This is a genomic window from Ruegeria sp. D4 (assembly GCF_056534475.1).
Window position 1 is genome coordinate 105045 of record NZ_JBQFPJ010000008.1, and the last position, 25643, is coordinate 130687.

16 protein-coding genes and 1 pseudogene are annotated in these 25643 nt (G+C 57.6%); 9 read left to right on the plus strand and 8 right to left on the minus strand.

The window, feature by feature from the left end; genetic code table 11:
* Positions 1–22: 22 nt before the first annotated feature.
* A complete protein-coding gene (gene zapE / locus ACR0MI_RS13085; protein ID WP_170614075.1) occupies positions 23–1081 on the minus strand; it encodes a cell division protein ZapE in 1059 nt (352 codons plus the stop codon).
* Positions 1082–1246: 165 nt separating this feature from the next.
* On the opposite strand from zapE, the gene ACR0MI_RS13090 reads away from it, so the two are divergent.
* The 4 genes from ACR0MI_RS13090 (at position 1247) to ACR0MI_RS13105 (ending at position 7505) form a co-directional block, all read left to right on the plus strand.
* Entirely contained in the window at positions 1247–2785 is a 1539-nt protein-coding gene (locus ACR0MI_RS13090; RefSeq protein WP_170619331.1) for an alkaline phosphatase family protein, read from the plus strand.
* Between the two features lie 144 nt (positions 2786–2929).
* On the plus strand, positions 2930–4795 hold the full coding sequence (locus tag ACR0MI_RS13095; RefSeq protein WP_480854595.1) for a PAS-domain containing protein: 1866 nt from the start codon (positions 2930–2932) through the stop codon (positions 4793–4795).
* Positions 4795–5496, plus strand: a complete 702-nt coding sequence (locus ACR0MI_RS13100; protein WP_480441115.1) for a response regulator transcription factor — start codon at positions 4795–4797, stop codon at positions 5494–5496. Before ACR0MI_RS13095 ends, ACR0MI_RS13100 begins: the two co-directional genes overlap by 1 nt.
* A 242-nt stretch (positions 5497–5738) precedes the next feature.
* The gene (locus ACR0MI_RS13105) at positions 5739–7505 is read left to right on the plus strand and encodes an ABC transporter ATP-binding protein (RefSeq protein WP_170614071.1); all 1767 of its coding nucleotides are present in this window, start codon (positions 5739–5741) and stop codon (positions 7503–7505) included.
* A 94-nt stretch (positions 7506–7599) separates the two neighbouring features.
* Here ACR0MI_RS13105 and ACR0MI_RS13110 read toward each other — a convergent pair whose 3' ends face one another.
* The 4 genes and pseudogenes from ACR0MI_RS13110 to ACR0MI_RS13125 form a co-directional block, all read right to left on the minus strand.
* On the minus strand, positions 7600–8910 hold the full coding sequence (locus ACR0MI_RS13110) for an HlyD family type I secretion periplasmic adaptor subunit (protein WP_170614070.1): 1311 nt from the start codon (positions 8908–8910) through the stop codon (positions 7600–7602).
* Positions 8894–11038 carry a type I secretion system permease/ATPase gene (locus ACR0MI_RS13115; RefSeq protein WP_480854567.1) on the minus strand — a complete coding sequence of 715 codons (2145 nt, stop codon included), beginning with the start codon at positions 11036–11038 and terminating at the stop codon, positions 8894–8896. Before ACR0MI_RS13115 ends, ACR0MI_RS13110 begins: the two co-directional genes overlap by 17 nt.
* Positions 11035–12354, minus strand: a complete 1320-nt coding sequence (locus tag ACR0MI_RS13120) for a TolC family protein (RefSeq protein ID WP_480535906.1) — start codon at positions 12352–12354, stop codon at positions 11035–11037. Before ACR0MI_RS13120 ends, ACR0MI_RS13115 begins: the two co-directional genes overlap by 4 nt.
* Positions 12337–14904, minus strand: a pseudogene (locus ACR0MI_RS13125) (Ig-like domain-containing protein); the annotation flags it as partial. The pseudogene ACR0MI_RS13125 and the gene ACR0MI_RS13120, both read right to left, overlap by 18 nt.
* 221 nt (positions 14905–15125) lie before the next feature.
* On the opposite strand from ACR0MI_RS13125, the gene ACR0MI_RS13130 reads away from it, so the two are divergent.
* The 3 genes from ACR0MI_RS13130 to ACR0MI_RS13140 are packed head-to-tail and all read left to right on the plus strand — an operon-like array spanning position 15126 to position 17137.
* Positions 15126–15539 (plus strand): hypothetical protein, encoded by a 414-nt coding sequence (locus ACR0MI_RS13130; RefSeq protein WP_480854569.1) that lies wholly within the window; start codon positions 15126–15128, stop codon positions 15537–15539.
* Positions 15536–16234, plus strand: a complete 699-nt coding sequence (locus ACR0MI_RS13135; protein WP_480854571.1) for a lactonase family protein — start codon at positions 15536–15538, stop codon at positions 16232–16234. The genes ACR0MI_RS13130 and ACR0MI_RS13135 overlap by 4 nt, the downstream gene beginning before the upstream one ends.
* A 57-nt stretch (positions 16235–16291) precedes the next feature.
* On the plus strand, positions 16292–17137 hold the full coding sequence (locus ACR0MI_RS13140) for a dockerin type I domain-containing protein (protein WP_480854573.1): 846 nt from the start codon (positions 16292–16294) through the stop codon (positions 17135–17137).
* A gap of 24 nt (positions 17138–17161) precedes the next feature.
* Here ACR0MI_RS13140 and ACR0MI_RS13145 read toward each other — a convergent pair whose 3' ends face one another.
* Together ACR0MI_RS13145 and ACR0MI_RS13150 are read right to left on the minus strand one after the other, a co-directional pair.
* Complete coding sequence (locus tag ACR0MI_RS13145) at positions 17162–18478, minus strand: HlyD family type I secretion periplasmic adaptor subunit (RefSeq protein ID WP_170614066.1); 1317 nt, start codon at positions 18476–18478, stop codon at positions 17162–17164.
* On the minus strand, positions 18478–20199 hold the full coding sequence (locus tag ACR0MI_RS13150; protein WP_170614065.1) for a type I secretion system permease/ATPase: 1722 nt from the start codon (positions 20197–20199) through the stop codon (positions 18478–18480). The genes ACR0MI_RS13145 and ACR0MI_RS13150 overlap by 1 nt, the downstream gene beginning before the upstream one ends.
* Before the next feature lie 511 nt (positions 20200–20710).
* Here ACR0MI_RS13150 and ACR0MI_RS13155 point away from each other — a divergent pair.
* On the plus strand, positions 20711–23155 hold the full coding sequence (locus ACR0MI_RS13155; RefSeq protein ID WP_170614064.1) for an FAD-dependent oxidoreductase: 2445 nt from the start codon (positions 20711–20713) through the stop codon (positions 23153–23155).
* Between the two features lie 22 nt (positions 23156–23177).
* On the opposite strand, the gene ACR0MI_RS13160 is transcribed toward ACR0MI_RS13155, so the two are convergent.
* Positions 23178–24065, minus strand: coding sequence for a LysR substrate-binding domain-containing protein (locus tag ACR0MI_RS13160; protein ID WP_170614063.1), 888 nt, complete (start codon positions 24063–24065; stop codon positions 23178–23180).
* A 217-nt stretch (positions 24066–24282) separates the two neighbouring features.
* On the opposite strand from ACR0MI_RS13160, the gene ACR0MI_RS13165 reads away from it, so the two are divergent.
* Entirely contained in the window at positions 24283–25638 is a 1356-nt protein-coding gene (locus ACR0MI_RS13165; RefSeq protein ID WP_170614062.1) for an MmgE/PrpD family protein, read from the plus strand.
* The last annotated feature ends 5 nt before the right edge of the window (positions 25639–25643 follow it).

Here is a 25643-nt window from a genome sequence, read left to right on the forward strand (position 1 = left end):
TGGGGCGAGGGGGCAGAGCCTCCTATTTCCCCCAGTCCTGATCCTGCATTTCCCGCAGGCGTGAGGCGGTGCGCTCGAATTCAAACGTTCCTTCACCTTCGACATACAACATCTCGGGCTCGGCCGCCGCCGAGCAGATCAGCCGGACCCGGGCCTCGTAAAGGGCGTCAATCAAAGTGACAAACCGCTTGGCTTCGTTGAAGTTGTTGCGGGACAGGCGCGGCACGTCTTCCAGAACCAACACTTTCACCGCCTCCGCAATGGCCAGATAGTCTGCCGGGCCCAGCATACGTCCGCACAAATCATAGAAGCTGGCCCTTGCTACGCCGTTGCGAAAGGCCGGAAGTTCAACGGCCCGGCCGTTCACCTTCAACACCAGTGGCTCCGCCGCGCCTCCCGAAAGGTCATTCCAAACCGCCCGGATATTCTGCCGGGCCTCGGGCCCGATCGGCGTAAAATACACCGGCTCACCCGCCAGACGGTTCTGACGATAATCGGTGGGCGAGATCAGCTCCCAGACTTCAAGCTGTTCCTTGATATGCGCGATGAATGGCAGAAACAGCTGCCGGTTCAGCCCGTTTTTGTACAGCTCATCCGGGTGCCTGTTCGACGTTGTGATTACGACCACCCCGCCTGCATGCAAAAGGTCGAACAGGCGGCCCACGATCATTGCGTCCGTTATGTCCGTGATCTGCATTTCGTCAAAGGCCAGCAACCGGACGGATTTGACAACTGCCTCGGCAACGGGTGCCAGAGCGTCTTCGACCCCTTCCTTTCGGGCCTTGTGCATACCCGCGTGAATTTCCTGCATAAAAGCATGAAAGTGTACGCGCCGTGCAGGAATGTCCTCCAGCGCATCCACAAACATGTCCATCAGCATGGACTTGCCGCGCCCGACGCCACCCCAAAGGTAAAGGCCTTTGGGGGCAGGGGGGGCTTTGCGGAAGAAACCGCGTTTGACAGGTTCGGCTAGGGTGGCGCGAATACGCTCGAACTGTGGCAGAACGGCCTCCTGCGCGTCATCCCTGATCAGGCTGCCATCGGCAATGCGGGCCTCGTAAAGCGAAATCAAATCCGTCATGTCTGAGCCATAGCGTCCGCTCTGCCCCTTGAAAAGCGGCCTTTTTCTCTCGGCTTCGTTTTTGACGGGCTTCGCTCTGAATAAATCTGTCAACGTGTTGCACGAGCGTCGGAACCAAGACAAAGTCCGCGCCAGACAGAAGCGTGGCTAAACAGGATTGCGGATATGTCACAGGCAGGAAACGTCTTATTCATAATCATCGACCAACTGCGTGCAGATTGCCTAACCGGCGCATTGGCGAACCATGTGGATCTGCCCAATTTGCGCGCGTTCATGAGCGATGCGGTCACCTTTACGCGCCACTTCTCGGTGACCAACCCGTGCGGCCCGTCTCGGGCTTCAATACTGACCGGTCAGTACGCGATGAACCACCGCTCTGTCCGCAACGGAACGCCACTGCGCCACGACATTCCCAATGTCGCGACCGAGATGCGCAAGGCCGGATATCTGCCCATGTTGTTCGGTTATACCGACACGTCAGCCGATCCGCGCGTGTTTGATCCCAACGACCCGTCGCTCAAGTCTTATGAGTACCCGATGCAGGGGTTTCACGAGGTGGTCGAAATGCGGCTCGAGGAATCTTTTCCCTGGCAATCTCATCTGATGCAAAAGGGCTATTCATTCGACGATTACTGGGATGTCTACAAGCCCGTATCACCAACTGGCAGCACGCCGAAACTGAACGACCCCGCGTTGTACCGGGCCGAAGACAGTGACACGGCCTTTCTGACGGACGCTTTTCTGAATGGTATCGCCGCGTACCACAAACAGAGCTGGTTCGCCCATCTGACCTATATCCGGCCGCACCCGCCGCTTGTTGCACCTGCGCCGTATAATGACATGTACGATCCTGCCGAGTTGCCTTTTCCTGCCGGGTTCCCGGACCAGCAGGCCGAAGCGGCGCTGCACCCGTTTTTTGCCCCTTCGATGCAATCCCAAACGGCCACCGGCTTTGTAAAGGGCATGGGGGAAATTGAACCGACACAGGAAAACGTTCAAACCCTGCGTTCCGTCTATCTGGGTCTTGCGACCGAGGTCGATCATCACGTCGGCCGTGTAATCCAGTACCTGAAGGAAAGCGGGCAATATGAGAACACTTTGCTGGTGATCACCGCCGACCATGGCGAGATGCTGGGCGATCGGCATACCTGGGGCAAAATGACGGTGTTTGATGCCGCCTATCATACGCCCCTGATTATCAGGATGCCGGGGAATTCAGCCCGCGCGGGTTCGGTTGTCGATGTGCCGACGGAATCTGTGGACGTCACCCCAACCATTCTCGACTGGGTGGGCAAATCAGTTCCGAACTCGATGGACGGACGCTCGCTTGTGCCGCTGCTGAAGGGTGATGTTCCCGACGACTGGCGCAGGTATTCGTTCAGTGAGCTTGATTTTTCAGAACCTGAAAAGCCAACTCTGTGGCAGCAGCAATTGGGAACCGGCAACAGCGAATCGAATCTGAGCATTCTTCGGGAGGACCGGTTCACGCTGGTTGAGTTCGCCGCCGATCTACCTCCGATCCTTTTTGACCATGCCGGCAAGGGTGAGCTTGAGAATGTCGCGAACGATCCGGAATTCGCGTCGGATCTGGGCCGGCTTGGGCGTCAGATGCTACGGCACCGCATGCGCAATGCGGACCACACGCTTTCCCTTTATTCTCTGACCCCAGAGGGTGCCAAATCGAAAGAGCGCTATCCAGACTAGGGCAGTGCAGCGTGACCATGAGCCCAAGGCAGGCCCGGCCTGTTTTTGTCGCATCTCTGCCCCCTACACCTGCGGGGGTTCTGATGTTACGCCTGTTCCGTGGGGAGAACTGTCTTGGACACCACCGAACAGCATATGAAAGCAATGACTATGGCCGGTCTGAATCTGATCGGCCAGGCCCTTTCGATTTACGACAGCCAATTGCGGCTGGTTGTCAGCAACCGCCGCTTTCAGGAAATGTTCGATCTGCCCGACACCTTGGTCCGCCCCGGCGCCCTGTTTCACGACACCATTCAGTTCCTCGCCAGCCGAGGGGAATATGGCGACGACGGAAATGTGGACGAAATGGTGAAGGCCCGCGTCGAGCAGGCGCTGAATTTCGAACCGCATTACATGGAACGGGCGCGACCAAACGGACAGGTTATCTCGATCGAGGGGGCACCGTTGCCACAAGGCGGCTGGGTCGCAGTGTATACAGATATCACCAGCACAAAACGGGCTGAGAACCTGTTGCGCGCACGGTCCGAGGAACTGTCCGGACAGTTGCTGAGCCATGCCGAGGAATTGTCAGCCGCGAACCGAAAGCTGGCCGCAACCAACTCGGCACTGGAAGAGGCAAAGCGCCAACTGACCGAGATTGAGGCCCGCACCCGTTTGACGACGGAGATGATGCCGGCCCATATCGCTCATCTGAGACAGGACGGTATCTACGACTATTCAAACCGCCGCCTGAGTTCCGTCATGCCGGGCCGACCGTCTGAGATTGCAGGTCTGCACATCTCCGAGGCGCTAGGTCCTTCAGCGTTTGAACGGGTCGAACCCTATCTGGAACGCGCCTATGGCGGCGAAACTTCAGTTTTTGAGTTTACCGAGGATCAGGATTCTCGCCGGATACGGGTTTCTTTCACCCCGGACGGGGCAGGGGGCGTCTACATAATGTCCGTCGACGTGACCGAAGAAACGCAAGCCAGGGTCGCCTTGCAACAGGCGAGCCGCCGCGCAATGGCGGCGCAGATGACCAGCGGCATGGCACATGATTTTTCAAACCTGCTGACGATCATTCTGGGGATGCAGGCGCGGCTGAACAAAATGGGCCTGCCCGAAGAGGCGCAGGAACTTGTTTCGGCCACTCAACAAACAGCCCGCCGTGGAGGGCAATTGCTGAACCGGATCGCGGATATGACGGGAAACCGGACACCTCAACCCAAGGCGACCGACATGCGAGGGCTGCTGGAAGACCTTCGCATTCTTGCGTCGCCATCGTTGCCGCGGGGAGTGGGGCTGTCGGTGGTCAATACATTGCCGGACGAGGCGCTGATGCTCGACCCGGGTATGGTTCAGGATGCAATGCTCAATCTTGTCCTGAACGCGCGTGACGCATGCGGCAATTCCGGTCAGATCACCATCAGCGCCCATGCGATCGGAAGAATATGGGCCGAAATCACCGTATCCGACACCGGACCCGGGTTTTCACCCGAAGCTTTGGAAAAGGCTCTTAACCCGTTTTTCACGACCAAAGGCAGCGACGGGTCGGGGTTAGGCCTTCCCATGGTTTACGATACCGTCAAACTGGCTGGCGGAGACCTGAATTTGCGCAACACGCAATCAGGTGCATCCGTTGTCATGCGATTGCCCTACAGGCCCGCACCATCAGGCCGCGGCGGTCTTGTTCTACTTGTCGAGGATAACGACGAATTACGTTGCCAGTTCCGCGATCTGCTTGTTGACCTCGGCTATTCTGTGATCGAGGCCACGTCAGTTGATGAAGCGCTCGGTTTGATCTTGGATATTGACGATATTGCGCTGGTTCTGTCCGATATCCGGCTTGATGGATCGGCCACCGGGATTGATCTGCTTGAGCGGCTGAAACCTGGCCTTCCCTGTATTCTGATGACATCCTTGCCCTATTCCGACCCTCTGCATCGACAAGCGCTTGCTTTGGCGCCGGTGTTGCGTAAACCGTTCTCCCGGGCACAATTGTCTGCACTGATCCGAACCGAGGCCGCCTGATGAACCAACCATTGGTGACCATCCTTGATGACGAGCCCGAGATACGGCGCATATTGACGGATGCGTTGGAAGAGGCCGGGTTCCGCACACAAAGCTTTTCACGCGCCCGCGAATTCGAAGCCTCACTGAAACGGGTGACTCCGGATGTTTGCCTTGTTGATCTGTCGCTTCCGGATACAGACGGGCTGGCGTTGGTACACCGACTGGCGTTGGAACAGGGGGCCGCCGTAATTATCATTTCGGGCAGGGTGCAGGTACAGGATCGCGTCACCGGGCTGGAACTTGGGGCTGACGACTATATCACCAAACCTTTCGATCCTGCCGAAGTTGTCGCCCGAATCCGCGCAAGATTGCGCGCACCAAGAACCCAGTCCCCGCAGTCGGAAGTGGCATATTTCAATGGCTGGACCGCATATTTCGATCGCTATGTTCTTGTGGACGGAACCGGCTCGGAAACTCCGTTGAGCCATGCCGAAGGCGAGGTTCTGCGCCTGTTTCTGGAAAGCCCGAAACGGTTGATCAGTCGTGGGCAGATGCAGGAAACTTTAGGCGGTGCCGCGGGTGAGAGTTTCGACAGGGCGATGGATGTGCGAATTTCGCGTTTGCGCACCAAACTGGGCGAAGACCCAAAAAATCCGCGCCTTATCAAAACAATTTACGGTGCCGGGTACATTTTTTTGGGGGAAGTTGATTGGCAATGATTTGTTCGGCACACGATCTTCCCAACTGCGTCTGCTTGAGATTTTCGAATTTCATCTCTTTTTCAGATAGTTGGAGGATGTCCAATATTATCTTTGGGCCAGCTATGGATTCTTGCAACCGTCCCGCTTAACTAACACCAACCCGTCTTTCCTGAAAAGACAGGCGACGAGATCGTTTCCGACCTATCGAAGTATCGCGTCGGCAGCAGGTGTCGAAGGCAATTGAGGGCCTGGAGAGTAGAATGGTCAGAGATTTCTGGGAAAAATGGCGATCCGGCCACATAGGCCGATTGGTTGGCAGCAGTTTGCGCAGCCAGGGTTGGCTTTACGGCATCGCCATGGCCGCCATGGTTGTTGTTGCGGGGACAACTGCGGGCACCGCCTGGATGATGGAAAACATCGTCAACGCCATGACGACGCCGGAAGCGCGCTCAAAGGTCTATCTCGTCGCGCTGGCGATTTTGGGGCTGTTTTTCGCCAAAGCAGCTGCATCCTACATTCAGTCTGTTTTTCTGGCCCGCGCGGGCAACCGGATCATCGCCGTTCAGCAGGAACAGCTATATGCGAAACTGCTGAAACGAGGTGTTGGATTCTTTGCCGACACGGAATCCTCTGATCTTTTGATGATCGTGACACAGGGTGCTCTGGCTGCAAGGCGCCTGGTTGATGTCGTGGTCACGAGTTTTGTTCGCGATGCGCTGACCCTTGTTGGTCTGGTATTTGTGATGGTCTATCAACAACCGGTGTTGTCCGTGCTGTTCTTCGTTGTCGGACCAATCGCCCTGCTGGGCGTCAGAGTTCTGCTCAAGAGCGTGCGTTCGATCATGCGTTCTGAAATGAAATCTCTGGCAGAGATCATGAAAGTCCTTCAGGAAACCTCGGGGGGCATCAAGATCATCAAGGTTTTTGCGCTGGAAGACCACATGGCCGATCGCATGAACCGCGCGATCAGGGCCGTCGAAAACCGCGCCAACTCCATTTCGCGGCTGCAATCAATCGCCAGCCCATTGATGGAATTTCTGGCAGGTATAGCGATCGCGGCCATTCTGATCATCAGCACGATTGGTATCGCAGGAAGTGAGCCGACCACACCGGGGCAACTGATGTCTTTCATCACCGCTTTGCTGATGGCTTATGAACCGGCCAAACGACTTTCCAAGATGCGCGTGGTCATCGAGACGACATTGGTGCCAATCGGCATGATGTTCGAGTTGTTGGACCAGGAAGATCCGATGCGCGAAAGCATCGAACCCGTGCAGCTGCGTCCGGGGCCCGGCGAGGTTCGGTTGCATGACGTCACTTTTGGCTATCAGGGCTCCTTGCCTATTCTCAAGAATATGGACCTGACTTTTGAAGCGGGAAAAACCACTGCGCTGGTTGGGCAGTCTGGCGGTGGCAAGTCCACCATCTTTGGCCTGATCATGCGTTTTTATGATCCGGATCAGGGGCGCATCGAAATCGACGGACAAGATGTCATGGACGTGAGCTTCGCTTCGTTGCGGCGCAAAATCTCTTACGTCGGGCAAGACACGTTCCTGTTTTCGGCCAGCGTAATGGACAACCTTCGATACGCGCGTCCCGACGCAACGGTTGAAGAAGTCATGGAAGCCGCCCGAGCGGCACATGCCCACGACTTTATTACCGAATTGGCAAACGGATATGACACGCAGGTTGGCGAAAATGGCGCATTTCTGTCCGGTGGGCAGAAGCAAAGACTGGCAATTGCGCGTGCAATCCTGCGCCAGGCAGAAATTCTGTTGCTTGACGAGGCAACCAGCGCATTGGATGCGGAATCAGAAACTTATGTGAAAGAAGCGCTCGACAAACTGACCAAAAATGTCACCACGATCGTGATCGCCCATCGTCTGTCGACTGTTTTGGAGGCCGACAAGATTATGGTTGTTCAGGACGGAGAGGTGATCGAACAGGGTAATCTCGACAACCTAATGCAGCGTAACGGGGCATTCCGGCGTTTGTTTGACCAGCAGTTCAAGCAGCCTGCCTCCTGATCCACTTAGGTCAAGCCTCCGGGATTTGGAGTTAGGGTTCGGGTTATAGCATGCGTTATCCGGCGCGGCTAATAACGGGAAGCGCCGGTAGGTGCTATTCCCGCAATGCCCTGTCCTTGATTTTGACCACAGGCTGGACGAGATAGTCGAGGACTGACTTTCGACCGGCGAGAATATCCACTTCGGCAACCATGCCGGGGATGATCTCTATTTCTGCACCGTTGCCGTCCAGCATTGTGCCACCGGTTCGAATCTCGACCACAAATACCTCTTCGTCGTTTCGGTCGGATCGATTGATTGTATCCGCACCGATGCGGAAGATTTCGCCGTCCAGTCCGCCGTAGCGGGCAAAGTCATAGGCCGTTATCTTGACTTTCACTTTTTGTCCGGCGTGCAAAAAAGCAATGTCTTCAGGGCGGACATAGGCCTCGACCAGCAAGGAGTCGTCCAGCGGGACAATTTCGATCAACTCTTCGCCGCTTCGGGCCAACCCGCCAACCGTTGACCGGTGTATCCGGTTGACAATACCACGCACTGGGGCTCGGATCTGCGCCCGTGCCGCGCGGTCACGCAACGCAGGCAAGGCAGGTTGCAGCGCGGCAAGCTCTGCTGTCGCAAGCGCCAGATCGGTAAGGGCACTGCTGCGAAACCGACTGCGTGTCGCCCGGATGCGATCATCAATTTCGTCGAGACCGGATTTCAACCTGTTGGTCACCGCTTCGGCCCTGACCTTGCGCCCGTTCCATTCCGCCTCACTGCGACGCAAGGAAAGCAGCGTCGTCGCCGGCTCCATCTGTTGCTCGACCAATGGTTCCATAATCAACCGTTCCTCGGCCAGCACCTTGAGCGTTTCCTCGGCCGTAAACTGATCCACCAGTCCTTCTTCGTACTCGCGACGGCGTTGCTGGCGTTGGCGTTCAAGGATGGCGATCTCCGCCTGCAACTCAGACTGTCGCCCCTGAAACAGCGCCGTTTCAGATTGAATGACCGCTGGCGCGTCTTTCAACAACACAGGCTTGAACTCTAATTCGGTGCCGTCGATTTCCGCCTGCAGCCGCTGCGTCCGCGCCATCAAACCAAAGGCACGCTGCTGTTCCTGACCCAATTGGCTGGCTATTTGAGTGGTATCGAACTCCATCAGAAGGGTTCCCTTGTCTACTAGCTGACCTTCCTGAACATTCAGGGACCGCAGAACACCCGGTTCAGTAGCTTCGATCACCTGTAAATCGCCCGATGGGACAATGCGACCGTCCACGCGGGTTACATCGTCAAGCTCGGTCATATGCGCCCAGAAACCTGCCGCAACAAAAAAGGACAAAATTAGAAGCAACAAGGCAGACCCCCGCAGCGGGGAACGCCCCTGCATCTCACGGGCCAGTTTCGCAAGATCAGGATGCCGCGACATTCAGATGCCTCCCCTTGCGGTTTGCATATTGAGTCAGCAGATCTTTTGAGCCATCAGCCACAATCTTGCCGCTTTCGAGGACGATCACCCTGTCAACCAGGTCCAGCAAGCTTGTGCGATGTGTAATGACAACGACTGTGCTGTCACAAGTTGCCTGCTTCAGTCGCTTGATGACTTCTGCTTCCGTCCGGATATCCATGGCGCTGGTTGGCTCGTCCAACAGCAGGACCGGCGGGCGACCGACCAAGGCCCTTGCCAGCGCAATCGCCTGCCGTTGCCCGCCGGACAAACCTTCGCCGCGTTCAGCCAGTTTCAAATCGTAGCCGCCGGGATGACGCGCCACAAAATCTTCGACACCCGCAACCCGTCCGGCCTTCAGCAGATCTTCATCGTTGGGGCGGATCGACCCACTGGCGATATTTTCGCGAACGGTACCGGAAAACAACCAAACATCCTGCAGAACAGACCCAATGTTTCGGCGCAGATCACCGGGGTCAATTTGTCGAATATCCGCTCCATCCAACGAAACCGAACCAGTCTTGGGTTCGTATAACCCCAGCAAAAGACGCGCAATTGTACTCTTGCCCGAACCGATCGGGCCAAGGATTGCTACTTTTTCGCCCGGAGCAACCGAAAAAGAAATGCCGTCCAAAGAGTCGTTTGTCTGGTCAGGATAGGCAAAATGCACGTTGTTGAAGGAAATGCGACCTTCGAAACCTTTGCGACTGATCCAGCTTCGTCCTTGCGGTCGCTCACTTTCCGCCTGCATCAGAGAATCGAGATTGCGATATGCGCTGCGCGCCTGATTGATCCGCGTCAGGGTTTGCGCCAACTGCCCCAGAGGAGCCAGCGCACGTCCTGTCAGCATTACCGAAGCAACCAGTGCCCCCATGCTCGCTTCACCGTCCGCGATCAGAAAAACGCCGTAGAAGACTATCAACACCTGAGCGGCTTGTTGGGTAAACCCGGTCAAATTCAGCGCAAATTGCGTGACGGCACGACTGCGCATGCCGTGCGCGGATTGACGATCCATCGCCTGTTCCCAACGGGACCGCATTTGCCGCGCCGCTCCGGTTGTCTTTATGGTTTCAAGGCCGGAAAGAACTTCGACCAGAACCGATTGTTTGGATTGCCCATCAGCAAAACTGTTTTCCGCAAGACGGGACAAAACAGGCTGAACGATCAACCCGGTCACCAGAACGACAGGCACAGCAAGTGCGGGGATCAGGGCCAGCGGGCCACCGACCAAATAAATGACGAAAACAAACAGCCCAATGAATGGCAGATCCACCACCGCGACCAGCGTTGCCGATGTAAAGAACTCGCGGAGTGTTTCGAATTCCCGGACGGTGCTGGCCATGGCGCCAGATGACCCGGTCCGGGAATTCATACGAATGTTCAGCAAGTGGTCAAATACACGCCGCCCCATGAACAGATCAGCCTGCTTTCCCGCTGCATCAATAAACCCGGCTCGTAGCAGTTTGAGCACAAAGTCGAAAATCAGAGCTAGGCAAACGCCTGCGGTCAAGGCGATCAGGGACTCCGTCGCCTCGTTGGGCAGAACCCGGTCGTAAACGACCATGATGAACACGGATGTCGACAGCCCAAGCAGATTGGCAAGGGCGGCTGCCAGCGCCACCTGAATATATGACCAGCGGTTGGCGGCAAGGGCGGACCAGAACCAATGACCTTTCCAATCGTTGCTGATCGAACCAATTTCCTCCTGATGGATACCGCGCACCAGAATTGCATATCCGGTGTATGTTTCAGAAAGGCTGGCTTCTGGTATCTCTCCGATTTCGCGGCCCAGTTCCGGATCAAAGATCAGTAAATCGCCGTTGGATGCTCGCCCGTGCAAGACCACTGCACGCTCATTTTCCAAGAGAAGGATCGCCGGTACCAGATGATTGTTGAAAGCAGCCAGTTTCCGTTTGCCATACGCGGCCTGCATGTCCGCTCTGTTCAGGGCTGTAATGACATCCCGGATTGTCAGTTCACCTTCGCTGGATTGTGTCGCCTGGACCGCTGCCAATGTCAGTGGGCGGTCGAGATGCGCGGCGACGTGCAGGAGGCAGACCTCCATTGCCGTCAAAGAGTGGGGGCGTGTAACCGATTGCGCCTGCATCATGGTTGCCCAATCCTGTTGTTCAGAGTGACACCAAGAAGATCAAGAATATCCCCGGTTAGGCTGAGCGCCGCATAATTTGTCAGAAAGTAGTTCTGCTCTGCCAGGATCAGTCGTTCTTGCGCGTTCACATAATCCCTTTGTGCATCCAGAATCTCGATCAGAGTGCGTCGCCCGATTAAAAACTGTGCTTGTGCTGCCTTGATGCTGTCGGCGTTTGCCTGGGCGGCCTGGCGCGCTGCCTGCAGGCGTTCGGCGCCAGCTTTATGATCCGAACGAATGAACCCCAATTCCCGGGATTTTTCGCGGCTCAGGCTTTCCCGGGAAAACTCGACATCTCGGACCTGCGCTTCCGCAACCGCAATCGCCGCCCGGCGCGTCCCCGTACTGTCGATTTCGTAGTTAACTGCCAGATCGACACCGTAATTCGCATCTCGGCTATCGTCCCTGTTGGCAAAAGCGGCCAGTCTTTCATCCGGTTGGCGACAGGCCAGAGCGGCAGAAAGTTCTGCCTTCGCGGCCACAACAGCAGCATCTGCGCGGCGGATCTGAGGGCTTGCCTCCACGATCTGTGCGTCACTCCGTGACAGCAGCGGAGCGGGGATGGCCGGGGCCAACACTCCGGGCGCTGTTCCGTAGATTTCAACAAATCGCGCCTCGGCGCGCGCCGTGCGCGTTTTTGCATCCGCAAAGCGTGTTTGTGCGTCAGCCATGCGGGAACGCGCGGTCAGAACATCCCCCTTCGATCCTGCGCCGCTGGCCGCCCGTTGCGAAATCTGCTGGACAAGCTGTTGGTGTACCTCGACATTCCTGGCGGTCAGGTCTTGAATCTTCCGGCGGTCCAAAACTGTCACATATGTTTCAATCGCGGCCAGCGCCGTTGCCGAGGCCGTTTGCAGACGGTCCCCCTGACTTTCAAAAATCCGGGCGCGTGCCGCAGCCAAATCCCCCGCCGCCGCACCACCATCATATACCAGTTGCGAAACACGCAGATACGGTGAAAAATCAGCGGCATCCGAAACAACTCGTTCGGAGCGCGCGTTCAGACCCAAGAAGACCTGGGGCAGAAACGCGCCCTTCGCGGCATCCTGACCGGCATTTGCGGCCGCAAACCTGGCATCGCTTTTTGCCAGATGAGGACTGCTTTCGACAGCTAGACCGTGCGAGGAACCGCTTATGGTCAGGCGCGAGTTTTGCGCGTCACTGAGAGAAACGGCACCGTTTGTCCCGACGTCATTCAGGGTCAACACCGGGCGGAAATCGGTCGTGAGCGTTGTCGTTGCAGCGGGCGCACTGTTGCCAGCCGCATCATCCACCATAGCCGTCAGCGTAAAGGCGGTCCCATCCGCCAATGCCGCCAGATCGCCCGAAAGAACGGTAGCGGACCAAGTTCCCGAGGAAACAACGGCCGTAAAGGTCTGCCCGCCGAGCGTTACCGAAACCGTCTGGCCATCCTCAGCTGTGGTAGTTCCCGACACTGCTAGATCGCTGTTTCTTTCAATCACATCCAGAACTGCACCGGTCGGAACCGGATCAAGCGTGATTGACGGTGCGCTAAAGTCCGTTGTGAAGCCGTCTGAAGCGGAGCTGCTGTTTCCTGCCGCATCCGCAACCGAAGCGGTGACACTGTAGCTTTCATTGTCCTGCAACCCGGCTAAATCCAAGCTTGCGGCGGTATAGTTCCACCCTCCACCTGTTACAGTCGCTGTTCCGCTCACATCAACGGTTCCGTCAGCACGTGCGATCTGAACTGTGACCGTTGTTCCGTCCGGCGCATCTGATGTGCCCGACACGGTTAGATCCGTGCTCTGTTCGGCGGCATTCATGATCGCGCCGTCTGACAGGGCGGAGATCGTGATTGAAGGTGCCGTAAAGTCCGTGTCAAAGCTGCTCGTCGCTTGAACGGAGGGGTTACCTGCGGCGTCCGAGATGTCAGCGGTAACCGTCACAGTACCATTGTCGGACAACAACGAAAGATCTGAGGACGGTACAGTCACACTCCAACTGCCACTCTGGACCTGGCCGGACTACGTCTGCCCGTTCATCGAAACGGTCACCATTTGCCGGTCTTCGGCATCCGTCGCACCAGTTATGGTCAGATCCGTAGCTTGCTCCGAGGCATTCAGAACGGCACCAGAAGAAAAACTGTCGATGCTGAGCGTTGGGGCGGTGAAATCCGTCGAGACCGAGCTGCTGGCCTGTGGCGCGTCCAATCCGTGATTGTCGGAAACGTCAGCGGTGATGGTAAATCCCGAACCGTCCGCAAGCGCCTGCAAATCTACCGTGGGAACCGTAATTGTCCATGTATCTCCTGATACAGCGCCCAGATAGGTTTGACCGCCCAGGTTAACCGTTACCTGCTGTCCATCCGGAACATTTCCCGTTGTACCGCTGACAGTCAGATCCGACCCGGCCTCGACCGCGTTCAGAACGGAACCGGTGGGCAGTGGGGAGATTGAAATGGAAGGCCCGCTGAGATCCACGGGCAGGGTTGCCGTTGCCGGAGTGGCGAAATTACCCGAGGTGTCGCTGACCGTGGCACTGACCGAAACCGGGGTGCCGGTAGTCAGCCCCCCAAGATCGGCGCTGGGGACGGTAACGCTCCAACTGCCGCCAGATGTTGTGCCCGTGTAAACTTGGCCGTTGAACGTCACCAAAACACTCTGGCCATCGGCTGCCGTTGTCGTGCCGGTCAGAGCCAGATCGCTGTTCAGATCGACCAGTTCGATCGAACCGCCCGAAACCGGGTCAAGTGTGATGGTCGGAGCAGTGAAATCCGTGTCGATACTGTCCGCGGCCGGAACAGCCGGATTGCCTGCCTGGTCGGTCACGTCCGCCTGTATTATGATTGTCGCACCATCCTGCAGCGCGGCCAGATCAGAGGCGGGGACCGTTACGCTCCACGCCCCGTTGGCGACGATGCCGGTATACGACTGCCCGTTGAACGAAACAGTTACAAGCTGGCCGTTTTCAGCGTCTGTGGTTCCGCTCAGGATCAGATCGGTCGCCTGTTCAATGGCGTTCATCACGGCCCCGTCAGATACCCCGGTTATGGCAAGGGTCGGTGGTATGGTGTCAATTTCGAACTGAACCGATTCAGTTGACAACTCGGCGCCAGACGCATCGAGGCTTCGAATAGTGACTGAATTTACCCCTTGCGGCAGACTGGTCGCTTCGGCTTCGGTCAGCGAGATAACCCAGCTTCCGTCTGCATTCGGTGCAATGGTTTTCGTGATCGAACCGATGGTCACTTCAATAGTGTCCGCGTCTGCCGAGGCCAAAACTCCGGTGCCGAAGCTGCTGAGTGTCGTCGATTGGGCTCCCGCAAGGTTGAGGGTCGGGTAGCTGGGTGTCGGACTGGGGGTCGGGGTGGGCACGACTGCGGGGCTGTCATCTCCGCCGCCACCACCGCCACCTGCGCCCGCAGCAGCGGCGCCAGCCAGACCTATCCCGCCCAATATTGCGCCAGCGCTGCCCATTCCACCTGCGGCTGCGCCACCGGCCTCTGCCGTAAGGCTGAACTGAGCGATTTCGGCAACGGCTTCCTCGGCGATCATGATTGCGCCGCTGTCCAGAACCTGAACGTTTTCGGCAGCCACGATCAGGGTACGACCATCGTTGAGTTTCAGCAAAACATCGCCGTTTTTCAACAGCTTTGCCGACTTCACTCCCGGAATGGTCTCCGCAAATTGAAAGGCATAAAGCTCTTCCACGGTGGCCTGTCCCAATGCCGGTAACGCCATAAGCACGGATCCGAGCCCCCCTGCGGCGCCCCGGCCTGCCCATTTGCGCAACCTCGCATCGATCCATTGGCGAATATGCTTCTTGCGATCCGTGTCAGGAGTGTTGAGTTCAGAATTCTTCGTCATCTTGTCCTCACAAGCAGTTGCCGCTTACGTCGGGAAGACGTTTGGCCTGGGCCAGGTTCCGTTCATCTGTCTTTCCTTTTGATGACTCACGTGGTCGGACCCGAAAATTTGAGTTAATCTGAATCCGAACTCCTCGTTTTCACCACAATTGCGCTTTGGTTTTGGTCTTTGCGTCAGAGCACCCTGTTGTCAAAGCCGGCATCGGCGTGGGGTGATCAGATATGAAGTTCAATTTCCAAGGCGTGGTAGAAACGGCGAGCACGGCGCTCGATTCAGGTATCGGCGATACGGCTTTAAAAATGTTTAACGGGACCACGTATCTGTACAGCGTGACTGGACCCGGCGGCGGTATTGCTGTCTGGACATTGGCAAACGGCGCGATTCCTCAACTTCAGGACACGCAATATTTCAGCGGCTCGATAACGTTTCAGGTCGGGCGCAGCGGGATGCCGGTGACACTTGGGGGGCAGGACCGGCTGATTCTGGACGTCGATTCCGCAAAGGGTCTGGTTGGATACGATCTGCTGGCTGACGGCTCCATCGGAACCTTGCGGGAAACAGGCACCCTGTCGGGCCAGTTGAATTTCTGGCAATTGCCCACGAGGACAGCGGCAGTATTGCGACCTATCATGTGAGCACGGACGGATCGCTGTCATTGGCAGGCATCACCCCCGGACAGGCCGATTCGATGCAAAGCCTGAAATCCGGATCCGGACATTTCGTGATCACTGCGGATGCGGCCAGCAATGTGATCTCCACCTACGAAATAGACGATACGACCGGAATCCTGACCACGGTGGATAACAGCGCCTCTCTGTCGACACTGGGCATTGCCACTCCGACAGCTATCGAAGTGGTGCAGGCGTACGGACTATCCTGGGTGTTGGTGGCGGGTTCGGGCAGCAACTCTCTCAGCGTCATGAAGTTGGGCGGTGACGGACGTTTGACACCGACGGACTATGTTCTTGATTCCTTGAACACGCGGTTTGAAACGGTTCAGGATCTGGCAGTCGTCGAAGCAAACGGGCGGGCCTTTGTTGTGGCCGGAGGTGGCGATGACGGGCTTACCCTGTTTACCCTGACACCCGACGGCCAGCTGATCTATCTGGATAGTTTCGCAGATACTCTGGCAAGCGGTTTGCAGAACGTCGAAACGATCAGCGTTGCCCAGGTCGGGGACGAGTTACAGATCCTTGCTGCCTCGCAACAGGAATCCGGCCTGACGCAATTGACTGTTTCGATCGCCGATCTGGGGGTGGTCGACGAAGGGCTGGGCACCGTCAACGGAACAGCTCTGGGCGATATGCTGACCGGCAGCATCCTGAACTAGACCCTTCTGGGTGGGGCGGGAGACGACATTCTGATCGCTGGCACAGGCGCCACAACGATGACCGGAGGTTCCGGCGCCGATATCTTTGTCATGAACTACGGCAGCGACACGACCACGATTACTGACTTCCAGCCGGGTCTGGACCGGCTGGATCTGTTCGACTACCCGCTGATGCGAACCCCATCGCAACTGACTTTCACCGCGACAGCGCAAGGCGCGCAGATTGACTACATCAATGAAACCATTCTGGTTCACTCCGCAACTGGTGGCCCGTTGACCAGCGCCGACATCTTTGGAGCGGGGTTTGGCGGGCCTGACCATATCCCGGTCAATTTCGGCAATTTCGGCGGGCTCGTGCCTGAAGGCTCGGGTGGCGTGCTGGGGGACATCACAGTCGACACACAGACGGCCAATCCTGCGCTGGCGGACGCAGAAATCAGGTTTACTCTAAACGGCGGTGGCACGATCAGTGTTTTTGCCGATGAGAACGGGCAATTTGATCTGGGCCTGCCGTCCGGCACGTTCCCTGGTCAATTCGATGTTGTAAAAAGCTATTCGACCGCCAGCGACCAGATAACCGCACTGGATGCACTGCAGGTCCTGCGGATATCCGTGGGGCTTGATCCGACCTGGGGGCCCGCCACGCCTAAAAACCTGATCGCGGCCGACATAACACAGGACGGAACGGTAAACGCTCTGGATGCGCTGGCGGTATTGAAGGTCGCTGTTGGTCTACCGACCACACATCCTGCTGAATGGGTGTTTCTGGACTCCGCTGCGGATCTTTCCGGGATTACCCCGACCAACGTAAACTATGCAACGGGCACAAACGCTGTCGCCGTGGATGGACAGTTTTCGGGCGACATGACCTCGATCCTGCTCGGAAATCTGGAAGCGGCCTGAAACCCGGCGCGATGATGCGCCTGGTTACTCGCGGAACGCGCGATTGAAATAATCGGCCATCGGCTTGATCAGATAGGACAGCGGTGTACGTTCATCCGTCTTGATCATCGCCTCAACCGGCATACCGGGAAGCAGAGCTTGCCCGTTCAGTCGTTCAACTTCGCCGTCGTCTGGGGCAACTTCAGTCCGGTAGAATGTAAATCCAGTACTCTCGTCCATGAAGGTGTCGGCAGATACATTTATCACATGACCATTGATCTCAGGTGTCTCACGCTGATTGAACGCCGGGAAGCGCAGGGCGACCTCTTGTCCGACATACAATTGATCAACATGTAGCGCATCCACACGCGCGGCAACCAGCAGCGGTGTGTTCTGCGGCACGACATACATCATCGGCTCACCGGGCTGAATCACCGATTGCAGCGCAAAAACCTGACTGTCATAGACTGACCCCGAGACCGGCGAACGGATGTCCAGACGCGACAAACGCTCGGTCAAGGCCAGCCTGCGCTCCGACAGTTCAGACACCTGAGCCTGCACTTCACGTAACGCGGTGATCGCCTCCTCCCGCCGTGTGGCGGTGAGCTCGACGATCTGAATTTCCGTTGCTGCAATCTGGCCTTTCAGACGGGCCACCGATGCTTCAAGACGACCAATTTCACCGGTCAGGCTGGCATTTTCACGTTGAAGGGCCGACACCCGGCTGGCCTGCGTCAAACCGCGCTTGAGCAGGTTTTCCTGATCTTCCAACTCATTCTGGATCAGATCGACCTGAGTGCGCAGCGACACCAACTGGGCCTGTGTGCCTTCGATCTCACTTTCGATCTGGGTGATTTGTTTGCCCAGTTGCTCTTTCTGCTGGGCCATCGTATCGATCCGCGCCTCAAAAAGCCGCTGCTGGCCATCAATCAGATCTGAATCGATTTTTTCCTGTTGCTGAAGGGCGCTTAGACTGGATGCCAAACCGTCTGCGTTGCTTCCGTCGCGTTCCGCCTCCAGCCGCGATTTCCGCGCCAGAAGTTCGAAAAGCTGAGATTCGACAATGCTTTTTTCCGAGGACAAAAACGTATCATCCAGCCGCAGGAGTAAATCGCCCTCGGCGACGACATCGCCATCCCGCACAAAGATCTCGCCGACCACACCACCGTCGGGGTGTTCGACGACCTGGCGGTTGCTTTGAACTTCGATCACCCCTTGCGAGACGATTGCCCCCGCCAGTTCTGTCTGCACCGACCAGAGCCCCAGTCCGCCGACCAGGATGGTCAAGGCAGAGAAACCGACAAGCGCCGGAACCGTAATGCGCCACGCCGGACGTGGATGTTGTTCAAGATTCGCCGCCATCAGCTGCCTACCTGATTGAATTTTCGTTTGATGGCTTCGGCGTTTTGCACAGCCGCGCTCAAAATCTCGTCCCGACTGCCGAACTTCACAACTTGACCGCGTTCGACCACGGCCAGATCATCGCATTCCGAGATTGCCTGCGGACGATGTGTCATGATGATCGCCCCCTTACCTTCGGCCTTCAGGCCACGAACGGCGGCATTCAAAGCCTCGGTTCCGTCTGCGTCCAAGGCCGAGTTCGGTTCGTCCAGAATCAACAGGACCGGGTCCCCATATAGGGCGCGTGCCAAGGCAATGCGTTGTTTTTGGCCACCTGAAAGCTGGCTGTCATTGCCTTCCAGAAAGGTGTCGTACCCTTTTTCCAGTGTCAGGATCAGGTCATGCGCATTGGCTTTCTTCGCAGCATCAACGACTGCCTCGGGATCGGGGTTTTCGGACATCCGGGCGATGTTCTCGGCCACTGTTCCGTTGAACAGGGTAACCTGTTGCGGCAGATAGCCGATATGCTGCCCCAGATCGTCCGGATCATACTGATCCAGCGTCGCACCGCCCAACCTTATTTCGCCGCCGGCCGGTTGCCACAACCCCAGCAGGGCCTTGGCAAGTGTCGTTTTACCCGACCCGCTTTTGCCGATAACTCCCAACGCCTTGCCCGGTTCCAGGCGCAGCGTGACATTGCGCAGTGTCGGTGTATCGGCACCCGGCGGAATGACGGTCAGGCGCTTGGCCTCCAATTTCGCTTTTGGCACCGGCAACTTGGTGCGCGGCATCTCAGGCGGGGTGGTATCCAGAAATCGGTTCAACGAAACCCAGGCCGTCCGCGCCTGCTGGATCATCCCCCATTGGCCCACCGCCTGTTCCACGGGCGCCAATGCCCGGCCCAAAAGGATCGAGCCAGCAATCATCGCACCGGGCGACAATTCATTGCGCAGCACCAGCCAGGCCCCAAGCGCCAGCATCGCGGATTGCAAAAACAGCCGCAGCGATTTGGTCAGCGAAGTAAAGCTTCCAGTCCAGTCGCTGGCGGAAATGGTCTGTGACAATGCACTCGACCGTTGCCGCAACCACCGCTGGGTCACAGCCCTCTGCATTCCTTGCGATCGGACTACTTCCGCGGCTTGCCTGGCATGTTCGGAAAACGAGTTCGCCTGCGCCGATGCCCGCTGTGCTTCCGCTACTTTGTTCCGGGTCAGAACCTGGTTGAGCAGAGCAATGAATATCAGCAGCGAACCGCCACCAACGGCCAGCCATCCAAGCAAGGGGTGAAACAGGAAGATCGCGGCCAGAAACACCGGCGTCCAGGGGATGTCCATCACCGCCAGAAGAATGGGGGACGCGCAGAGTTTCTGGATGATTTCGAGATCCCGCAACGCTGTCGCCGGTGCGGATCTTGTTTTCGGATCAAGCGATCGCCGCAACGTGGCGTCGAACACCCGTTCGTCCAAAGCGGATTGGAACCGGGCCCCAAACCGGGCGACAATCCTGCCGCGTGCATAATCCAGCATGGCCATCAGGACATAAAGCAGTGCAACCAGCAGGAACAGAGCCGTCAGCGTCTCGACCGCGCGCGATCCCAAAACCCGGTCATAGACCTGCAACATGAACAATGGCCCGGTCAGCATCAGCAGATTGACAAAAACACTGAACAGAAACGCGAGTGCCAGGAACGTCGTTCCCTGATTGCGGGTATTGCGCAACTCGTGTCTGGGGGACGCAGACATCCTGAAATCCGGGTTCACAGTTCAAGCCTTTGCTTATTGCGGTACGCAGACGATCCCGTCTGCAGCGTCCGGCATCTTAGAACGTTGTCGCGGGGCATAAAATGCGCCGTGTCGAAGATCGGCAAAAAACCTCTGACCAAAGTCATTGCAACCCCCTGGATGACTGGCGAGTCAAAGCGACTGCCTCTTGAAAGCCACTATGACGGCCTACGCAGGACATGTCGAACCTATTGATACCAATTGCTGAATCTGCCGGGCATTTTCTTTTTGACACCTCAACCCATCGAATTTGTGATGATCCAATAGCTTTGGTCCCGCATGTTCATTCTCAATCAGTATGCATGGAAAATCTCCGGGGCTTTGCCCCACAATATTTTGCAGGTCGAGCAACAGGTGATCGTTTAGTTTTGTCACGAATCGTGCCGTTATCCGACGAACGAGAAATGGTCGGATGACCAAAACCATGATGACTCAGAATATCTGACGTCTTTGATTTCGAGAAGGAACACCGATGAAGACGCACGCGCAGGCTGTAGTGATCGGAGGCGGCCTTGTTGGTTGCTCTATCCTGTATCACCTGGCCAAGCTGGGCTGGAGGGACGTTGTCCTGCTGGAACGGGACGAACTGACCAGCGGATCGACCTGGCATGCGGCGGCAAATATTCACGGGCTGCACGATAACAACAACGTCACCCGCATCCAGCATTATACAATGAACCTGTATAAAGAGCTGGAAAAGGAAACTGGACAGGGTTGCGGCGTGTTCCAACCGGGCTCGCTGTATCTGGCGCAGACCGAGAACCGTGAACACCAGTTGCGTCTGCAGGAGGCCAAAGCGCGGTTCTACGGGCTGAACTTTCACGAAATCAGCCGCGAGCAGGCCAAGGAGTTGCACCCACTGGCGCAGTTCGATGACATCCGTTGCATCATGTACGAACCCGACGGCGGCAATGTTGACCCTTCGGGTGTGACCCACGCCTATGCCGCAGGGGCCCGCGCAATGGGCGCATCGATCGAGCGGTTTTGCCCGGTCATCGGGACGGAACAACAGCCCGACGGTTCGTGGATCGTGCGCACCGAAAAAGGCGACATCCATACTCAATGGGTGGTCAATGCCGGGGGCCTCTGGGGACGCGAAGTCGCGGCGTTGGCGGGGATCGAGCTGCCATTGCAGCCGACCGAACACCAGTATTTCGTGACCGAGGCGATTAGCGAGGTCGCGAGCCTGGGCCGGCGTCTGCCCTCGATCGCCGACCGGGATGGCGAATACTACTTCCGCCAGGAAGGCAACGGCCTGCTGATCGGAGCCTATGAAAAAGACATGAAGTTCTGGGCAGAAAACGGTACGCCGCTGGACTTTGCCCATGACCTGTTCCCCGATGACCTGGACCGGATCATGGAGAATGTGATCCGCGCCACCGAGCGTGTGCCGGTGGCCGCCACGGCCGGGGTCAAGCGGGTGATCAATGGACCGATGATCTGGTCCCCGGACAGCAACGCGATCTGGGGGCCGGTCCCGGAGCTGCGGAACTATTTCTGCTGCACCGGCATTATCCCCGGCTTCTCGCAATCGGGCGGTCTGGGCTTGCTTGCGGCTCAGTGGATGATCGAGGGAGAGCCGCAATACGACATGTTTGCCTGGGATCTGGCCCGGTTCGGCGACTGGGCGGACAAGAAATTCACCAAGGCGCGGGTCGAGGACCAATATACCCACCGCTTCGCCATCCATTTCCCGAACGAGGAACGCAGTGCCGGGCGACCGGCCCGCGTGCGCCCGGCCTATGAGATGCAAAAGGACATGGGTTGTGTCTTTGGCCTGAACTGCGGCTGGGAACACCCGCTTTGGTTTGCAGATCAGCCCGGGGCGGTCGAAGCCAACGGTTTCACACGACAGAACTGGTGGGAACCGGTGGGCCGCGAGGTGAAGATGCTGCGCGAGAGCGTTGGGGTCATCGACATCTCGAACTTTGCAAACTACGTGATCAAGGGACCAGGCGCCCATGCGTGGCTGGACAAGCTGGTCGCCAACCGGGTGCCGACCCAGGTTGGCCGGTCCTGCCTGACACCACTGATCTCGGTGCGTGGCGGTGTGGCCGGAGACTTTACCATCACCAAGGTGGCTGACGACGAATACATGATGATCGGCTCGGGCATGGCTGAACGCTATCATCAGCGCTTCTTCAACATGATCGACCTGCCCGAGAGCACCACGTTCGAGGTGGCGACAGACCGGATCGCGGGTTTCAACGTCGCAGGGCCCAAATCGCGTGACCTTCTGCAGCGGTTGACCAATGCGGACCTGTCGAACGAGTCCTTCCGTTTCATGCGATCGGCCACGATCGAGGTGGCAGGCGTGTCCTGCCTCGCGATCCGTGTCAGCTTTACCGGTGACCTGGGGTGGGAGTTGCACTGCGCCGAAGAGGACCAGATCAGGCTCTACTCTGCGCTGCTTGAGGCGGCGAAGGATTGCAATGGCGGCCCGGTGGGCGGCCGTGCGCTTGGGTCGTTGCGGATCGAGAAGGGCTATGGCTCGTGGGGTCGCGAGTATTCACAGGAATATTGGCCGCAGGAGGTCGGGCTGGCGGGCCTGATCAAGCTGGACAAGGATTTCCTGCACAAGGACGCCTATCTGGCCATCAAGGATAACGCCGCCCGCGAAATTCTGTCGATCTTCGAGGTCGACGTAACCGATGCCGATGCGACAGGCGGCGAGCCGATCTTTACCCCGGACGGCACGCCAGTCGGTCGCGTGACCTCGGGCGCTTACGGCTATTCAGTCGGCAAATCCCTTGCCATCGGCTATGCCAACCCCGCTGTCGCCAAGCCCGGCGATACGGTCGATGTCTTCATTCTTGGGAAACCGCACAAGGCCAAAATCCTGGCTGAGCCGCCCTTTGACCCCGCAGGGCACCGCCTACGCGACACGGCCCCGGTTGTGGAAGAAGTCGGCGCATAACAAACAGTGCAGCTTGTTCCGGTCAGGTATTCAATTCAGCGGCAGCCTTCAAAAGCCAGTCCTGAAATAGCCTGACCGGAGGCGAGGCCGATTTTTCTTTGAGCTGTATGAAATAAGCCCATGGGCTTTCCAGCTCAAAGCTAAAGGGTTCAACCAAAAATCCCCTGTCGACATAGGGTCGCGCAAGCGAACGGGGTAGTGCTATGCACCCCAGAGACTTGACCGCCATCTCCATTGCCAGGTTCGAAATATTGGTGCGCAAGCCGTCCTTTTGGTTCAGATCCGATAATCCGAAATGCTGCGCAATACGCTCCCAATAGGCGGGGCGACCCAGAATGTGGATCAGTGACGCATCCTGCAATTGGGCGGGGACGGTCAGGGGTCTTCCATCGACCAAAAAATCAGGAGCACAGACCACGGCCAGCTTTTCAACCCAAAGACATCTGGCACCTTCCGCCACGTCTTCAGCATGATTGATCGTCAGAGAAATATCAGAAACATTTGCGCCGACATCTGTCCAGACGGTGCCATGGACCGTCAGATCGATATCCGGATGCACGGCGTTGAAGCCCCGGATTACATCCGGCAACCAGTTTTCCGCCAGGCTGACAGGGCAGGACACCACGACCCGCCGCTTGTGCGTGTTCAGAATGACGGATTGCGTGGCCACGTCGATTTCGTTCAGGGCATGGCGCACGGATGGCAGATAGGCCTCACCCACATCTGTCAGGGTCAATGACCGGGCATGGCGAACAAAAAGCGGACGATGCAAAAATTCCTCAAGCGAGCGCACGTGGTTGCTGACCGCCGACTGCGTGCAGTTCAGTTCCTGCGCCGCGCTGGTAAAGCTCAGATGGCGCGCTGCCGCCTCGAACGAGCGCAGGAAGGTGAGGTGGGGCAGATTCATCATGGCAACGGTATCTCAGATGGGACGCAGAACCAAAGTGAAGCGCATACTGTGCACCTTCTTGTCCGTCAGCGACGCCTGAACGGTCCTTTTTGGTCCCGCAAAGATTGGAAAGTGTCGCAAAAAATCAAGGGCCAATGCCCCCGATAGTTTTCGTTCTGCCAATCGTAAACCCTGCTAGAATTTTCGGGAAGTCAAAAGAAAACGCCCGCAGGACACCGTGACAGACACCTTTCAAGCCGTTGCCGATTTCACACTGGGGCGCCAACCGCAGGACATTCCGGACTCCACTCTCAATGCGGCGGCTCTGATGCTGCTCGACACTTTGGGCATCGCCATCGGCGCTGGCCCCATGAAGGCCGGGCAAATCGCAAGAGACTGCGCGGCAGCCCTATACGGTGCCGGTGAACAGGGGCTGAGCGCACGCATGTTGTTCGATGGCCGCAGGGTCAGCGTGGCCGGAGCCGCTTACGCAGCCGCGACCCAAACAGACAATCTGGACGGTCATGACGGGTATAACCCGACAAAGGGCCATATCGGGGTCGTCGTGGTTCCCGCCCTGGCGGCACTGGCGGAAACGGTGCCCGATTTCTCGGGGCCTCAAGCGCTGGCCGCCGTGACGATTGGGTATGAAGTTGCCGGACGGGCCGGGATTGCTCTGCATGATACGGTCAGCGACTATCATACGTCGGGCGCCTGGAACGCACTAGGCGTGGTGGCGGTTGCAGCCCGTCTTCGCGGCCTGAGCGCTGAACAGATGCGGCAGGCAATGGGCATCGCCGAATATCACGGTCCGCGCAGTCAGATGATGCGAGAGATCGCTAACCCGACCATGTTGCACGACGGCTCGGGCTGGGGGGCTTTGGTGGGTATTTCCTCGGCGGTTCTGGCAGAAAAGGGCTTTACCGGTGCGCCTGCCATCACCATTGAGGCGAAAGAGGCCGCCGCGCATTGGCAGGACCTGGGCCAGTTCTGGCAGATGGAACATCAGTATGTGAAACCCTATCCGATTTGCCGCTGGGCTCACGCTGCCATTGACGCAACCCGCGCATTGATGCGCGAAAACAACCTGAGCCATCAGGATATCGCGGCCATCCACGTGAACACCTTCAAGGAAAGCGCCTGCCTGTTCCGGGGCATGCCGGATGATACGTCCAAGGCGCAATACTCGCTGCCTTTTGCGGTCGCCACAATGGCGGCACATGGCCGGATCGGTGTTGAGCACATCACCGGCGCAGGTCTGTCCGACCCGCTGGTGGCCAGCATTGTCGAGCGCATCACGGTTGCGGAAACCGCACGCCACTCTGACCGCTTCCCGCAAAGCCGCACTGCCGATGTCAGCATAACTCTGACCGACGGACAGGTGCTGAACTCGGGTGACGTACACGCGCGCGGCGGCCCCGAAGCACCGATGGATCAGGACGAGGTTGTCGGAAAGTTCATGGAATTCGCCAGCCCGTCGCTGGGTACAGAACGGGCCGTCGCCATTCGGGACGCGGTTCTCGGGCTCAACCAAGCCGGATCAAAGTTCTCGGACCTTGGCGCACTGATCTACGACGCTGCCAACAGCACTTGAATACG